Raw genomic sequence first — 15,333 nt, forward strand, 5'->3', positions numbered from 1 at the left:
ACGGAGAGTGAGGTGAGAAGCGAGTAGGATTGTGTCCGGTTGGTGAGTTGAGTTGTAGAGCCGGAGGGATTGTGCGGTGGATAGCTGGGTGGAGACTGATATTGGAGGGGCAGGAGGGAGGTAAGTTGGATTGTTCGCGATTTATCGAGGTATAGCAGGAGTGAATTGCTGCGTTGTGTATTCAAGTAGAGAGCTGAGTGATGAGTGCCGGACAGTTTAGTGAAAACGAGCTAGGCATTGTCCACGTTGAGCCTAGTTGAAACACTTTGATATAGAAAATATCCTAACCTCGAGCTGATCTCCATACCGCCCTCACCAATTTCAATGATCTTGCGGACACCAGATCCGTTATACCCTAGAAAAAGTGTTAAAATGCCGATCTATCGGACACAGGATCCGTTATTGCTCTCTCCAGCACCCCAAAATCCCCAAATTTGAGCGAATAAGGGATTCTCTGTCCGAAAGGAAACAAAAAAGGCCCTGATTTGGCGAAATAGCGGAAGCTGTGTCCGATCAGCTAGTGATCAAGCTGCATGCTATTCCTGGAGCCCCGAAAAACGCAAAATGAGAATCAAGGGAGCTGCCGTACAAAATCCTGTGATAGTTTTACTAAACGGAGGAGCATCCGCAAGTGTAGCGGAAAATTAAAAAAAGATTTACAAGCGGTTGACGTTCCGATAACAATGTCCATTTAATCTAAAACTAGTTCACCGTATGCTTCATTTTGTAATCGATTATTTTTTTGTGAGGATGTCGCCTATGAGTTCAGTAAAAGAAGTCGCCCAGAGAGCCGACGTGTCCGTGGCTACCGTATCGAGGGTGTTAAACAACGATCCGACGGTCAAGACATTGAACCGCAACAAGGTGCTGAAGGCTATCGAGGAGCTGAATTACAAGCCCAACATGCTGGCCAAAAGCTTAAGGAAAAAAGCCAGCTTCACAATCGTGCTGGTTATGTCTTCGATGTCCAACCCTTTTTATGCAGGTATTGTGAAAGGGGCGAACGAAGCCGTACGCAACAGCGGCTATAAAGTCATCATCGGGACAACGGATGCCAACGAGCGGGAGTGGGAAACGTACGAAACGATGCTCAGCACGAGCCAAGCGGACGGAATTGTCATTATTTCATCCTGTGCCAATAAGAAGATCGTCAGCCAGCTGAACGACCGGTACCCCGTCGTCATGTGCAACGAGTATTTTGACGGCCTTAACCTTACCTATGTCTCTATAGATAACAAAAAGGCGGGCTACGATGCGGCCAAGGAGCTGCTGAGCCGGGGCTGCAGGCATATCGTTTACGTAGCGGGCTCAAAGGACTCAAGCTCGGTCAAGGACCGGATGGCGGGCTATAAAGAGGCGCTCGGCGAAGCGGGCATCCCGTTTCAGGACAAGCTTGTCCTGCAGCCGAAAAAAGGCTATGGACAAATGAAGGACATGATCAACGAGCTTGTTCAAGCAGGGGTACCCGTCGACGGGATTATCACTCATTCCGACATGCATGCGTCCTATATTTTAAAAGGAATCAAGGACGGCGCGGTTCTGCTCGACGAGAAGGTCGGGATCATCAGCTTCGACGGCACGTACGTCGCGGAAATTACGAATCCTGCTCTGACTTCAATTACCCAACCGGCCTATGAGCTCGGACATTCTGCGGTTCAGCTGCTGCTGCAAAAAATACAGCAGCAGGAAATCAACCAGAGCAAAAGACTCATAGTTGAGCATCGGCTGGTCAAAAGGGAAACCTGAGTTTCCTTTTTATATAAAAAGTAATCGATTACTTTTTTCGGTGAACCATTAAAAGAGAGAAATCGGAGATGGAGTTTATGACACAAAGCTCGTTTTTGGAGGAAGAATCATCGTGTTGCGATGCCCGCTGTTTTGATGATATTTATGCCGAGTTCAACGATCCGAACGGACGTACCTTAATCGTTGCCCACAGGGGCGATTGGCGCCGCTATCCCGAGAACTCGGTCGCCGCTGTTCAATCCTGCATCGAGATGGGGATCGACATGGTTGAGATCGATGTGCGCCAAACGAAGGACGGACATTTGGTGCTGATGCACGACAAAACCGTCGACCGGATGACGAACGGCAGCGGGAAGGTGGCTGAACTCACACTGGCCGAAATACAAACGTTCTATTTGCGCGACGGGAAAGGAGGCGGGGAATCCGGTCTGACGAGCATGAGAGTGGCGAGGCTGGAGGAAGTGATGATTCTGGCCAAAGGGAGCATCATGATCAATTTGGACAAATGCTGGGATGTTCGCGAAGCGGTCTACGAAGTTCTGGTGAAGACGGACACGCTTGCGCACGGTTTATTCAAAAGCAGCGCGCATTACGAAGAGGTGGCGGCCTTTTTACAGTCCAAAACGAACCCTCCCGAGTACATGCATGTGGTGGAGGAAGAGAACTTCCATGAGCTTCCGATGGTATTGAGCCAAGCTCAGCCCAAGGCGATAGAGCTCGTCTTTCCAGCGTTGGGAAGCCCGATGCTGACCGAAGAAAGCTTCGAACCGATGAGAGGGAAGCAGCGAATTTGGTGCAATTCCATCCAGGCGTCATTGTGCGGAGGGCACCCTGATGAGGAGCCGGGCTGGGAGTGGATGACCGGATACGGATTCAATATGATTCAGACGGATTGTCCGGAGCGTTTGAAGAGCTTTTTGGAGCTGCAGCACAGCATGCGAATCGTGAAACAAACCATATAGAAACAAGGAGTGGAGAGCGATGAATACAAGAAAACATACATATTGGAAAACCGCAGGACTGGCCGTTTGTGTAATGGTGACGTTATTAAGCGGCTGTTCATCGAAGACCGATTCTGCAGGCCAAGCGGATGCGGGGGAGAAGCCTGCCGAGCAGAAGCCCGTTACGATTCGCGTCGGCATCAAGAGCCAAGGCTATTTGACGGAAGACGAGTTCAAACGCTATATTACCGAGCCGGTAAAGAAGAAATACCCGTGGATTACGGTCGAAATGTCCATCTACAACGCCAAAGGCTCCAAGCTGTCCGAGCTGGTCGCGGCCGGCAACGTCCCGGATATCGTCATTACCAACAATGTCAACGGAATGCCGGAGTTTCTCGATCTGGACTTGGTGACCCCGCTCGATGAGCTGATTCAAAAGCACCGTCTCGATCTGTCGAGATTGGAGCCCCAGGCCGTTGAGGCCGTAAAGGCGGCGACGCAAAGGCAGGATATTACCGCCTTGCCTTATGCCAGAAATTTCCATGCGCTGTATTACAACAAAGATATTTTCGATAAATTCGCGGTACCCTATCCGAAGGACGGCATGACCTGGGATCAGGTGACGGAGCTGGCCAAGAAGCTGACGCGCGACGACAACGGAACGGCCTACCGCGGCCTCATGCCGAATGTGCCTGAAAGACTGGCGGCGCAGCTGTCCGCCCCGTTCGTCAATCCGGCCACGAATAAAGCGGGAATCGAGACGCCCGAGTGGAAGCGGGTGCTGGATATGACGACCGCGATCCATTCCATTCCGGGGAACAGTCCTATTTTGTTCAATAAAGAGGCCAGCGATCTGTTTTATAAAGAGCGTACGCTCGCGATGCTCGCGGATATCAACCTGTTGGGCGACTTGAGCGCGTTCCAGGACTTCCATTGGGACATGGTGTCTTTCCCGGTATGGCCGGAGCTGCCGGGCACGAGTCCCGGGATCGATGCACATCTCATGGTGCTGTCCAAAACAAGCAGCAACAAGGATGATGCGTTTCGGGTCATCTCCGCCGTGCTGTCCGACGAGGTGCAGATGGATATGTCCCGGCAAGGAAGGTACAGCGTATTGAAGGATTCGAAAATAAAAGATGCCTTCGGCTTGGACTTGACCTGGATGGCTGGAAAAAACCTGAAGGCGGTCAATATGACGCCGGCCAAGCCTTATGCCCAGACCGTGTACGACAAGGAGGGAATTACGGCGGTGCGCAATGCTTTGAAGGCTTCCGTCAAAGACGGGAAGGACACGAATACAGCCTTACGGGAAGCTGCGGAAGCGTTCAACAAAAAAATCGATGAAATCAATGCAGGCAAATAGCTTGTGCCTTTGCCCCCACACAAACGCAAACCCTGCACTAGTTCGGGGCTCCAAAGGGGATTGCAATCTTGAAGGTCGTCCCTGCCTTCGGCTTGCTCGATACGGTAATCATGCCGCCTAGAGCGTGTATGACATGATAGGAATACGTAAGCCCGAGTCCGGTTCCATTCGTTTTGTTGGAAAAATAAATCGATCCGAGCCTGTCGATCTGCTCTTGATTCATGCCGATGCCATTGTCTCTGATGAGGAGGATGGCATTTTTCTCTTCCGCCCTCAGCGTCAGGGTAACTTTGCCGTCCGATATGTCCGTGCAAGCTTCAACGGCATTTTTAATGAAGTTGACCAGCACCTGCTTGATTTCATCGGGATTGGCGGTGAGGCGTACGAGCGTATCGGCCGGCTGTACTTCCAGCTCCACATTATGCATAGTGGCGAACGGGGTCATGACATTGGAGACCAAATACAGCTGCTCCGAAAAATTGATCAGCTCGTGCCGGTTGGCCGGAGGCTTCGTAATGGACAAATATTCGGACAAGATGGCTTCCGTCCGCAGGATTTCATCCATGCAAATATCGATATACTGGCGTACCTTATGGTATTCCTTCGGGCTTTCCCGGATCAGCTTCAGGAACCCTTTGACAGCGGTTAACGGGTTTCGGACCTCATGGGCAAGGGAAGCGGCTACGTGGCTCATGGCTTCCATTTTTTCCATACGGGCGTGCTGAATGAACAGCTCCTTGTCCGATACGGATTTGCTGAATAGAGACATTAGCAGTACAAGGCCAAGGCAGTTCTGAGCTGGAATGATCAATAGATGAAAGGTCAGATGCTGTTTGACATAGTCGAGGAAAAAGATGCAGGTAAAGGTTAAGGGAATAATAGAGATGACGATCCCGGTAAGGACGGTCATCCATTTTTTGCGATGGCTTTTCCGGTACATAGTGCTTAACGGGATGGAGGCCAGGAACGAACACGCAACAATGATCATGGCAACCCAAGTGCCTTCCCCGCCAAGGTAAAAGCGGTATGCTACCAGCTCGGCAAGCAGAAGCAGTCCGATCCGGAACCCTCCGAATACTATTGCGAAAAACAAGATGACATACCGGATGTCAAAAATAATGCCTTCCACCACGCTGGCAGAAAAGGTCATGGAGGTCAACATGCAAATGGAGCTTGTAATGGCGATAAAAATGCGGCTGAAATTTTTCGTTTTTTTCTGATAATAAATATTGAAAATTATGAAAGGAATGATTGAAAAAAATAATTGCAGCATTAAATCTTTCAACAAATTCATCAATTCAACCCCACATTGATCAGGATCTATAGGACACACCTAGTTATTTCGACATCATCCTGCATTCCCCTCTTTAAATTTTGGGTGAAATAATAACCTTTTCTATGCCCGTTTCTCCCATCTTTCGCACTACTCTTTCATTCCGATATCTCGTCGCCATGTGCACCATCCATCCCCCGATACCGCATGATATAATGGAAAAAAATGAATATCCGCCGGATTTTACCATCAATTTGACACTTTTCATGCATCTTACTATATAGGGGAGGGGAAAAAGGATGGATAACCGGGGAACGGACGGCAATCTGATCGTACGCGCACGCAGCGGAGACCGCGACGCATTCGGCGAGCTGGTGCGGCGCCATCGGGCCACAGCGTTCGGATGGGCGAGACGTGTTGCGCGGGATCCTCATTTGGCGGAGGATATCGTCCAGGAGGCGCTGCTGCGCGCATTTATGCATCTGGGCACGCTGGCAGACATGGACCGCTTCCTGCCGTGGCTGCATCGGATTGTACGCAACGAAGCTCTGATGAAGCTGAGAAAAAGCGAGCATTCCGGGCGGGAACGAACCTTTACGTCGTTTGAGAGAGAGACGCGTATGACAGGCGGGATGGACTGGTCGGATCTGGACCGGATTTTGCATTACATGAGCGATGGCCGGGAAGCAACCTGCGAGAAGGGAGATCCGTCGGTCCGGCTTGCGGGCAAAGAGTTTCTCGAGACGATGCGACAGCTGCTCCGGTGCTTGACGGCCAAGGAGCGGGCCGTGTTTGAGGCACACTTCTTCAGGCAGCTGTCGCCCCACGAAATTGCCGGCTTGTTTCGCACGTCGACGGCCAGCGTCTATCAATCGCTAGCCCGAGCCAAGGATAAGGTGAAGGAGGAGCGCTTGCGGGTTCGGCTGACCGATTATGTCCGGGATCACAGGGATAACAGCAGCATGGTTAAAGCGGTGCTTCCGCTGCCGCAAGGGCCGGGATCGGCGAAGTGGAAACGCTGCAAAACGTCGTTTGCCGGTGCGGTATTCGCGGTGCTTCCTCATGTTAATAGGGGGCATTACTCCTTGACCGAAGTAATGGGTCTAACCGGGCAGGCGTTCCGGCTGACGGTGGAAGAGGAGACGATCGATGCGACGGGTCCGTCGATGTACTTCTGGGAATCGAAGTTTCGCGACGGATTGCTGAACCTGGGCCTTGTAAGCGAGCATGCCGGAGATGGCGGAGCTCCGCCGACGCCGTTCATGCTGAACAAAGGAATCGCGCTGATACGAAGCTCCATTGCGAACGGCAAGCCGGCGATAGCCTGGGATTTGTTCGCCCCGGAGTTCGGAGTCGTTTACGGCTACGACGATGAGGAGCTGCTGCTGTATGCGGAGGATGCGCAAGCGCGAAGGTCGATCCCGTATGACCGGTTCGGACGCGGGGAGTCGGGCGGTTTGTTCGTATTGGCCGTGACGGGGGAAGCGGAGACCGGCGAGTGGGAGGCGGTCCGCCATGCATTGAACATGGCGGTGCGTCATGCATACGGCGAATGGACATTCGTCGGCTATGTGTGCGGCTTGGCCGCTTACGACGCATGGCAGTCGGCCATGCTGCTGCGCAGAGCGGATCCGCTTGGCAACGCCTACACGGCCGAAGTAGCCGCCGATGCGAGAGGGCATGCCGCAGGCTTCCTCCGCGGGCTGGAACGGAAGCTCGCGGACGCGGGGCGGGCGGAAGCCGGAGCGGTGGCGGGAGAGGCTGCGGCGCATTATGAGTCGGGCGCAGAGGCGCTTGAGGAGCTGAGTGCGCTATTTCCGTTTCCGGCAGGCGGCTCACCGGACGATCCTGTTCTGCCGGAAGCGGCGATTGCACTGCTCGAGAGGGCGAAGGGCTCGGAGGAAGCCGGCGTGCTCGTTCTGGAGCGGCTGATCCGCTGCCTGGATGGGATAGAAGTTCCTCCTGCTATGGAATTGTGAGGTACATATTAAATGATTCGGAGGCCACGAGATGAATACCAATAATACGGATATGAATACAGGTATGAGTGAGACTGCACAAATGGCAAAAGTCATTGAAGGCTATAAGTACGACGGGAGCCGAAGCAACCTATCGATCATCAACGCTTACAGTGCAAGCTTCAAGTATTGGGGCCGCAGCTATTCACATTCTCCGTGGCTGTACGGGGCCATCGGGCTGCCGTTTCTGTTCCGCGTTGGGGATGAAGTGAACAGTGCTCCGGTGCTGAACGAGCTGCCGTACAGCCGGATGGTTGCGCTGCTGAACAATCTGGGCGTCCGCGTGCAGGGCATCAGCGAGACGGCGGAGGGCGCGAAGCTGCAGCAGCTTCGCGGGCAGGCCTGGGAAGCGGCGAAGCGGGCTATTGCTGCGGGCTATCCTTGCTTCGGCCGCGGCTTCGACTTCAACTACGGCGAAACCAGCGTCGTGCAAGGATACGATGAATCGGCCGCATGCTATATTATCAGCTGCTGGCATGATACCAAATCGGTCCCGGCGCAAATGCTAGGCGAGCGAGACGGCTTGATCGATCTGCATTGGATGATGCCGGACGGCGAGCCGGAGGATGACGTGCGCACGGTCAGGGAAGCGCTGCAGCTTGCCGTCGAGTTCGCCGACGGGCGGCTGACGGGGCCAGGGACCCGGGCAGGGTCGGCCGCTTACGAGCATTGGACTGCCAAGCTGCGGCAAGGAGCGGTGGACGGCTGGTTCTTTGCCTATCACACGCATGAATGGGATACATGCCGTACGAATGGGCTCAAGTTCCTTCAGAAAGCGAAGGAACGGCTCGGTGAAGCGGCGGAGGATGCAATTGATGATGCGATCCTGCGTTTTGGCCGTGTACGCGATCTGTTCCATCAAGTGTATGAGCTGTTTCCATGGGAGCAGCCCAGAGGACTCATAGAAGATACGGAGCGGCGGCTGCAGGCGGCCGGACTGCTGGACGAGGCGAAGCAAGCGGATGCGGCTGCAATCGAGTCTTTCCGGAACGTTGCGAATGTTTTACAGATTGATTGAAACTGAAGGGAGGGGACTACGATTCCAACGGCAGCTTTAACATCATACCGGTTTAGCGGTTTTCATAAATCCCATATCGGAGCGCTCAAGTCGTGCGCCGATTATTTGAGTCTGAACTGTTCGCCGGCCTGGGTGTACGGCATGACCGGAAATGCATTCACGGCCGTTATTGATGATACCATGACCGCTCCCAACATCGGGGAGCCGGAAGAAGATATGTTCCGGCTCGCCCGGCATTTGGGGCTGGATATTCAAGGCTTTCACACATTTGGGGATGCGGCGGAATTTCCGCAGCTTCAGCGCGAAGCCTGGGATGCGGCCCGTACGGCGCTCGACCGCGGGCTGCCGGTGTTCGCCAAGGAGCTCGACCTCGGCAACGAAACGTCGCTAATTTACGCGTATGACGCCGATGGCTATTATACGCACTCGTGGCACGGCGGCAAAGGACACGAAGGCTCGGATGCGGTCATTCCATGGACGGAATTGGGCCGCAACTATTGCCCGTGCTCCTCTTGCCGGGCTCGTGCAAGCAGTGGGGATCGGCCTAGCGATGGCGTGTATACCGGAGACCCTGGCTATGGCGGCTTCGTTTCCTTGCATTGGGCGTCCGCAGCGGAGCCATCTGATGCAAGACGGGCTCTTGGCGCAGCTTTGGACTTTGCCCTCTCTTTTTCACGGAGAGGGGCTTACGGGTGGGGAGGCCGCACGTTCTACTCCGGCCCCGCCGCCTACGGCAAATGGATCGGTTTGCTGCGCAGCAACGCGATCCAGAGCTTTTATATGGGCTATTTCATCGATTTGTTTCATGAAAGCCGTCTTTATGCTTATCGGTTTTTGCTGGAAGCAAGCGAGCATTTCGACGGCAGGCCGGGTGATGAGCTGCGTACTGCCGCCGAGCATTATGGCGTAATCGCGAAGAACTTTCAGTCGCTGAACAAGCTGTTTCCATGGATGCAGCCGCATGCGCCAATCGATGACCCTGACCGCCGCCGGGAAGCGGTGGAGCTATTGACCGGTATCCGGCAGCTCGAGGAAGAGGGGTGGGGGCTGCTGGAGCGGCTATTGACTTGGGTTAGGTAGCCGCACTGTACCGCAACATGCGGCATCAGTACAGAACAGGGATTTGTTCTAGGCGGGTTTTAACCTACCGTGTGATTCGCAGCCGATGGATCGGCCTGCACCTCTTTGACGGTATGCACATTTTTCACCATGTTGATGAAAAATACCAGAGTGCCAAGCACGATCAGAATGCCCCCGACAGGGATTAGCGGGGCGAGGGCGGCGAAGCCGAGAATGTATGCGGCAAGACCGCCCATCATAAGCGGGACGCCGACATTATGCATCCAGAAATGCACCTTGCCCAAGGTACGGGCCGCTGAAGGGAAACGGTCATATACGAGGCCGCCTATAGCCATAGATACCCAACCGATCAGGTTCAAATGGACGTGGACCGGGCTGAGGCCGTAGCTTTCGGTCATGGACATGCCCATCCCCATCACGACTCCGATCAGAAAATAAAACGATGCGATTTGTAACATACGAACTCCCATTTCATTCATCCTTTCTCGTTTCATCTGCAATATGCTTCTTTTGCACTAACCTTACCTTACCATCCGGTATGCGGGGCATGGTACTATCCCACCGTATAATTTGGTTGTATACTTTAGTTGAATTCAAGTTCGGAGAATCATTTTATTTGACAAATATGGGAGGATCTGAAATGAAAGGAGACGTTTTGCGATTCGAGGGGGGAAAAGCGAATACCGTGCAGCATGCTACTCCAAGCATAGACGAGCGCGAGGGGCAATTCCTGGTTGGCCGCGAGCAGGAGAGAGCGCTGTTTGAGAGGTTTTTGGCCGGCGAGCCGATGAGCAAGCACATTTGGAATCTATATGGAACAGGCGGCGTAGGCAAAAGTACATTGCTTGATGCGTTCCGCAGGCAAGCCAGAAGGAGCGACGCGGTGTTTCTACTGGTCGATAGCCGAGAGCTGGGAAGAACGGGTGACGATTTGTGCAGACAACTGCTCCATCAGCTTCCATCTCTTAAAGGAAAGGACAACGAAGATGAGGATCTGCCTGCTGTCTTACAAGGGAGACTGAACCGGCTGGCGCAGGAACGTCGAGTCATTGTGGCGCTGGATACCTTTGAGGATATGGCCGGTATGGAAGGGTGGCTTAGAGAGCGCTTATTGAGAGGGCTGGATTCAAGAATCCTGGTTCTTCTGGCGGGCAGGTACCCGCTTAAGGGGCAGTGGCTCGTATCGCCGGCTTGGAGAGAGAGGACACTTTGGCTTGCCATCGATCATTTGACCCGGACGGACGTCTTGGCCTATGCACGCAAATGCGGTTTAACGGAAGGGTCTCAAGGAGAACGGCTGTGGGAGCGTACGAGAGGACACGGGCTGTCGTTGTCGCTGGCCGTATCGACGGAGCTTCTTGAAGGGAGCGGTCCGCTGTATGACAAGGGATGGTCCTCGGAGCTCGCTTCATCGTGGCTTATTGAAGTGCCGGACGAAGAGCTCGGGCAGCTTGTCGAGGCGGCTTCGATGCTAAGGCAGTTCAATCAGGAGCTGCTCGCCTATGTCGTGGAGCGGGAAATAAGCGCAGATGCGTTCGGTAAGCTCACAGCGCTTTCTTTTGTGCGTAAGATCGACAGAGGGTGGATTCTGCATGACCTGATGCGGGAAAGCACGCGAAGCTATCTAAGGGAGCGACTCCCGGTTCAATACGGTAAGCTGATGGAGAGGTGCGTCCTCTATTATTCGTCTATTGTCAAAGCGGCGCATGGCAAACGGGACGTGTCCTGGGAAGTAGGGGAGCTGTTTCGTTATATTGGCGATGCGATGATTAGGGCGCATATGAACACCTCATGGAACAATGAATTAATTTGGGAGCCGTTGTCTGCATCTAATCTTGGGGAAGGGCAGCAGTACCTGCAGCAGCGCCGTAATGAGGCAAGAACCATTACTCAACGCGGCGTAGATCCTGAGACAGGCCATCTGCTGGAGCTGACGCTTTCCAAGGAGGAGATGCTGTACGCCATCGAGGGGCTGGATCTAGAGGAGCTGCTTGGCTTAGGACAGCCGTCGGTTATGCTGATGAAGTCGCGGGACGGAGCGGTGCTCGGGCTGTCAGCCATCATACCGATTAACCGGGGGACATTGGAGTATTTGGAGCACAATCCGTTCTCCGGCCCTTATATCCGAAGTATGACGGCAGCAGAGCGTAAGGCACTTGGCGTGCCTGAATCGGAGGCGGCCGGCTGGTTTATTAAAAGCATCGATGTCCTGGATTGGACCGATTCCGCACTTCTACTGGAAGCAAGCTCACAAATGTACAGCTACATGTGCTCAGGCAAACTGTTCTTTACTTCTCCGCCTCCGCTTCCGATGTTCTACGATTCACATATCGGTCTCGGCTTCGAAGCGGCTCCGGATGTGTTCCATTGCAGCTACGACGGCAAGACGCCTACGCCTACTTTTGTGCTGGATACGAGAGGGGATAAGCTGGACGCTTTTCTTGCGGCTCTGCTCCGTCGGATCGGTATTGTGCCGAAGTCTGAGGAAGCCGCCGAGGTGAGCCGGGTGAAAGAGGACCCGCTGGTCAAATTCGGGCTAACGGAACGCGAACGGGAAGTCGCCTTATGTGTCATTGAAGGTCATACCAACATCGAAATAGCGTCAAGGTTGTTTATAAGCGAGATTACGGTGAAGAAGCATTTGAGCTCTATTTATACGAAAATGCAGGTGAAGAAACGCAGTCAGCTGATCAAGCTGGTGCTCCAGTAAAAAAGACGGGGCGTGAGGGCCTGTTCGTGGAGAAGAAGGAGTACATAAATGAAGGAAATGACTTATTTTAGTTTAAAAGTAGTATCGATTTTACTTTTTGGTCAAGGATTGTTTCTCCTTGAAGAACTATATCACGGGGTTATGGCCACATATTTCGATACAAGTGAATTAGTTAGAATGACTTATCCATCCATAGTTTACATATTATCTAGCATCATATTATGGTTTTCGGCAAGATCGCTAACCTTTATTTTTAGTATTCCTCGGTTTAATGAACTGGAAGAAATCGGGCTCAACAGTGAAGAGCTTAAAAGTATGGTAATCCACGTTGTAGGAATATTTTATTTAATATTTATTATCCCGGATTTTGTTTTGTTTGTTGCTCAAAGCGTGGTTTATATAGATTTTATGGGTCTGGGCTATATGAGTAAAACGGACTTGGCAATAGTTCTGGCGGAGCTTGCAATCGGATTTACTATGGTGAAGAAAAGCGATCTGGTTTTAAAGGCTATTGCCAAGGTTATTAAACCATTGTGACAACGAGGCCACATGAATAAAATGAGATATCCATTCTGTCCTAAATGCGGGGGCAGGCTGCGTCTTAACGAAAACAACGAGACATCAAAGCCACCGATTTGTACCTCGTGCGGCTTTATTTTTTATAAGAATCCTACGGCAGGCGTTGCAGTACTTGTACTAAGGGACGGTAAAGTTTTGCTAGGTAAGAGGCGGAGAGGGTACAGCTATGAAGGGCTCTGGTGCGTTCCATGCGGCCACGTAGAGTGGGAGGAAGATGTGAACGATGCAGCTACAAGAGAGTTCAAGGAAGAAACAGGCTTAACCGTAGATATTACATCGGTTTATACGGTTACTTCCAACTATGGTGAACGGTTTATTGGCACCGGTTTTCACAAACCCGCAGCACAGAGTGTACTTATCTGGTATTTCGGCAAAATAATCGGTGGCCAGCTGGCTGCGGGAGACGATTTGGAGGAAGTGAAATTTTTTTCTTACAGCGAACTTCCGGTATTGGCATTTCCAACGCACGAATTCGTTTTGAACAAATTAAGAGACGACCATTTCCTCGAATGAAAATTTTCACAATAAAAAACGGTAGTCGGCAAACGCGGCTACCGTTTTGATTTTTTATATGCCGGGGCACAAAATTTATCCTTATCCTAACGAACGACTGTTATGATTCACGACACTCTGAAGGAAAGACTGCAATTCCTCGATAAACAGCTTCGCTGCTTGCCCCATAAACTTGTCCTTGCGATACAAGATACAAATGTCTTGACTGGGTGTCGGGTGAAGCAATTTTACGGAAACAATATTCTCATGGTCTATATAATCCAGCAGCATCTGGGGAAGAATGGAGGCTCCGATTCCTTGATCCACCAAAGACAGAAGCGTCGATAAGGTTGAGGTTACTATCGGATTGTCAATCGCAATTCCTTTGTCATGACAGCACGACTGGATGATCTTAGTAATCTGATGCTCAGAGCCGAACATGACCAGTTTTAGCTGCTGAAGCTGCTCGAACGGAATAGCCTTTAGCTTTGCCAGAGGGTGATCCGACCGGATGGCCAGTGCGAACTCCTCATGGAACATGGGAATAATCGCAATGCTTTCATCAGGCTTGAGAGGTACCGTAGTCACTCCGAGATCTCTGGTGCCGTTAAGGACCTGTTCATAGACATCCGTAGTCTCCGTAACGCTGATCGACAATTTGGGATAGGTCTTATGGAAATCGATAAGTAACGCATTAAACAGCAAATCCCCGTCACCCGGTAAAATGCCGATGTCCAGCCTGCCGCCTTCCATTCTCTTCAGATCCGATATCGCCCTTTTGGCGTAGTCAACGTGCTCAAAGATGTTCTGGCTTTGCTCGAGGAGAATCTTTCCTGCTTCCGTCAGCGTGATCCGCTTTCCAATACGATCGAAAAGAGGGAGTCCAAGCTCGTTCTCCAAAAACTTGATTTGCTGGCTTAGGTTCGACTGGGTGGTACAGAGGTTTTCGGCCGCCCTGGAGAAATGCATCTCCTTACAAATGGCAGCAAAGTATTCAAGCTGTCGAAGTTCCAATGCTCAATTCCCCTTTCGATGATCGATCTTTCTTCGTCATTATAATCGCTAACCCCCACTCCCATCAATTTCTAAAGAGAATCATTACTGAAACCGATCGATTGCATCGGAATTACGTGATTGTTGCGTTGCGGTGTGCAAAGGTAAGATAAGGGTGTGAAAGGGAACAACCACTAATGACTAATGAGGAGGATTCAATCATGGCACAATCGATCATCAATACAGGGAAAGTGTTGCGTCAAATCGTCATCGGCCAGCTGCAAGGGATATCGGAGGCACAGATGGACATCCAGCCGGAGGGCTTCCATAATACGATACGCTGGAATATCGGTCATATGGTTTATTGGTTGGATAAATACGCTACGCTAAGCTTCGGCTCCCCATCCGCGGTTCCGGCTCATTATGAAGCATTGTTCAACTCCGGTACGAAGCCTGCGGATTGGACGGTAACGCCTCCGTCGAAGGAGGAGCTGATAGGGATGTTAGCGGCACAGCTAACCCGTCTGTCCGAGCTGACACCGGAAATGCTTACGCAAAAGCTGCCGTCGCCGTTTGAAATGGGTCCGTTCCAGTTTGTTACAGCCGGAGAATTGTTTAATTTCGCTTTGCTGCATGAAGCAATTCACCTTGGAGTTATATCGAGCCAGCTTAAGCTCGTCTAATAAAGCTAACCTCATAATAAAAGCCAAATCAGGAGGCATTTACTATGACACAATCGATTTCCCGGATCCGTGAAGTATTTGATGCTTTTAAGAGGTCTTTTGAAACAGGGCATACGGCAGATTTCCTTAATAAGGTTACGGAGGACTTTCATTTCTTCGTCCCACTCCCGTTGGAGGGCTGGAATTACGAGCAGCAAGGCAGAGAACGGTTCGAGCAATTGATCCGGTTCGAGCGCTCCGTATTGCAGGTGCGGCTGACTCCGCTTATCGAGCTTGAGAATGATAGCTACGGGATGGTAGTATTTCGTGCGGAAGGAACTCTGAGCGGTTTGCCATACCGCAATGAGTTAACGGTTGTCTTCGAATTCGAAGCGGATAGGATCCGTTCCTTCCGCGAATATGTAGGCATGCCGCTCAAAAACTACGAGACCCCTTAA

At 51.8% G+C, this 15,333-nt stretch carries 14 protein-coding genes; 11 read left to right on the forward strand and 3 right to left on the reverse strand.

Features of this window, described 5'->3' with window-relative positions; genetic code table 11:
• Window positions 1-759 precede the first annotated feature (759 nt).
• From ACFQ88_RS25725 to ACFQ88_RS25735, 3 genes are all read left to right on the forward strand, one after another.
• Window positions 760-1,746, forward strand: a complete 987-nt coding sequence (locus ACFQ88_RS25725) for a LacI family DNA-binding transcriptional regulator (RefSeq protein ID WP_239628972.1) — start codon at window positions 760-762, stop codon at window positions 1,744-1,746.
• Window positions 1,747-1,823: 77 nt separating this feature from the next.
• The gene (locus ACFQ88_RS25730) at window positions 1,824-2,708 is read left to right on the forward strand and encodes a glycerophosphodiester phosphodiesterase family protein (RefSeq protein WP_379458476.1); all 885 of its coding nucleotides are present in this window, start codon (window positions 1,824-1,826) and stop codon (window positions 2,706-2,708) included.
• Window positions 2,709-2,727: 19 nt separating this feature from the next.
• On the forward strand, window positions 2,728-4,050 hold the full coding sequence (locus ACFQ88_RS25735; RefSeq protein WP_239628970.1) for an ABC transporter substrate-binding protein: 1,323 nt from the start codon (window positions 2,728-2,730) through the stop codon (window positions 4,048-4,050).
• Window positions 4,051-4,087: 37 nt separating this feature from the next.
• Here ACFQ88_RS25735 and ACFQ88_RS25740 read toward each other — a convergent pair whose 3' ends face one another.
• Entirely contained in the window at window positions 4,088-5,344 is a 1,257-nt protein-coding gene (locus tag ACFQ88_RS25740) for an ATP-binding protein (protein ID WP_239628969.1), read from the reverse strand.
• A 278-nt stretch (window positions 5,345-5,622) separates the two neighbouring features.
• On the opposite strand from ACFQ88_RS25740, the gene ACFQ88_RS25745 reads away from it, so the two are divergent.
• The 3 genes from ACFQ88_RS25745 to ACFQ88_RS25755 all read left to right on the forward strand — a co-directional run bounded on the left by ACFQ88_RS25745 (window position 5,623) and on the right by ACFQ88_RS25755 (window position 9,439).
• A complete protein-coding gene (locus tag ACFQ88_RS25745) occupies window positions 5,623-7,302 on the forward strand; it encodes an RNA polymerase sigma factor (protein ID WP_379458479.1) in 1,680 nt (559 codons plus the stop codon).
• Between the two features lie 31 nt (window positions 7,303-7,333).
• Window positions 7,334-8,359: a hypothetical protein gene (locus ACFQ88_RS25750; RefSeq protein ID WP_379458482.1), complete on the forward strand. Its 1,026-nt coding sequence runs from the start codon at window positions 7,334-7,336 to the stop codon at window positions 8,357-8,359.
• A gap of 141 nt (window positions 8,360-8,500) precedes the next feature.
• The gene (locus tag ACFQ88_RS25755; RefSeq protein ID WP_379458484.1) at window positions 8,501-9,439 is read left to right on the forward strand and encodes a hypothetical protein; all 939 of its coding nucleotides are present in this window, start codon (window positions 8,501-8,503) and stop codon (window positions 9,437-9,439) included.
• 59 nt (window positions 9,440-9,498) lie between these two features.
• Here the strand turns inward: ACFQ88_RS25755 and ACFQ88_RS25760 are convergent, their stop codons facing one another.
• Entirely contained in the window at window positions 9,499-9,909 is a 411-nt protein-coding gene (locus ACFQ88_RS25760; RefSeq protein ID WP_239628968.1) for a cytochrome-c oxidase, read from the reverse strand.
• A gap of 170 nt (window positions 9,910-10,079) precedes the next feature.
• On the opposite strand from ACFQ88_RS25760, the gene ACFQ88_RS25765 reads away from it, so the two are divergent.
• From ACFQ88_RS25765 to ACFQ88_RS25775, 3 genes are read left to right on the forward strand one after another with little or no spacing between them, the layout of a single operon-like run.
• Window positions 10,080-12,149 (forward strand): LuxR C-terminal-related transcriptional regulator, encoded by a 2,070-nt coding sequence (locus tag ACFQ88_RS25765; protein ID WP_379458486.1) that lies wholly within the window; start codon window positions 10,080-10,082, stop codon window positions 12,147-12,149.
• A 48-nt stretch (window positions 12,150-12,197) separates the two neighbouring features.
• On the forward strand, window positions 12,198-12,686 hold the full coding sequence (locus ACFQ88_RS25770; RefSeq protein ID WP_379458488.1) for a hypothetical protein: 489 nt from the start codon (window positions 12,198-12,200) through the stop codon (window positions 12,684-12,686).
• Window positions 12,687-12,707: 21 nt separating this feature from the next.
• Complete coding sequence (locus ACFQ88_RS25775; protein WP_239635544.1) at window positions 12,708-13,241, forward strand: NUDIX hydrolase; 534 nt, start codon at window positions 12,708-12,710, stop codon at window positions 13,239-13,241.
• A gap of 81 nt (window positions 13,242-13,322) precedes the next feature.
• Here ACFQ88_RS25775 and ACFQ88_RS25780 read toward each other — a convergent pair whose 3' ends face one another.
• Complete coding sequence (locus ACFQ88_RS25780; RefSeq protein ID WP_379458490.1) at window positions 13,323-14,234, reverse strand: LysR family transcriptional regulator; 912 nt, start codon at window positions 14,232-14,234, stop codon at window positions 13,323-13,325.
• Window positions 14,235-14,434: 200 nt separating this feature from the next.
• Here ACFQ88_RS25780 and ACFQ88_RS25785 point away from each other — a divergent pair, with 200 nt between their 5' ends.
• Window positions 14,435-14,896 carry a DinB family protein gene (locus ACFQ88_RS25785; protein ID WP_379458492.1) on the forward strand — a complete coding sequence of 154 codons (462 nt, stop codon included), beginning with the start codon at window positions 14,435-14,437 and terminating at the stop codon, window positions 14,894-14,896.
• A 44-nt stretch (window positions 14,897-14,940) separates the two neighbouring features.
• The gene (locus ACFQ88_RS25790) at window positions 14,941-15,333 is read left to right on the forward strand and encodes a nuclear transport factor 2 family protein (RefSeq protein ID WP_239628963.1); all 393 of its coding nucleotides are present in this window, start codon (window positions 14,941-14,943) and stop codon (window positions 15,331-15,333) included.

The sequence above is a fragment of the Paenibacillus sp. NPDC056579 genome, from assembly GCF_042793215.1.
Taxonomy (GTDB): domain Bacteria; phylum Bacillota; class Bacilli; order Paenibacillales; family NBRC-103111; genus Paenibacillus_S.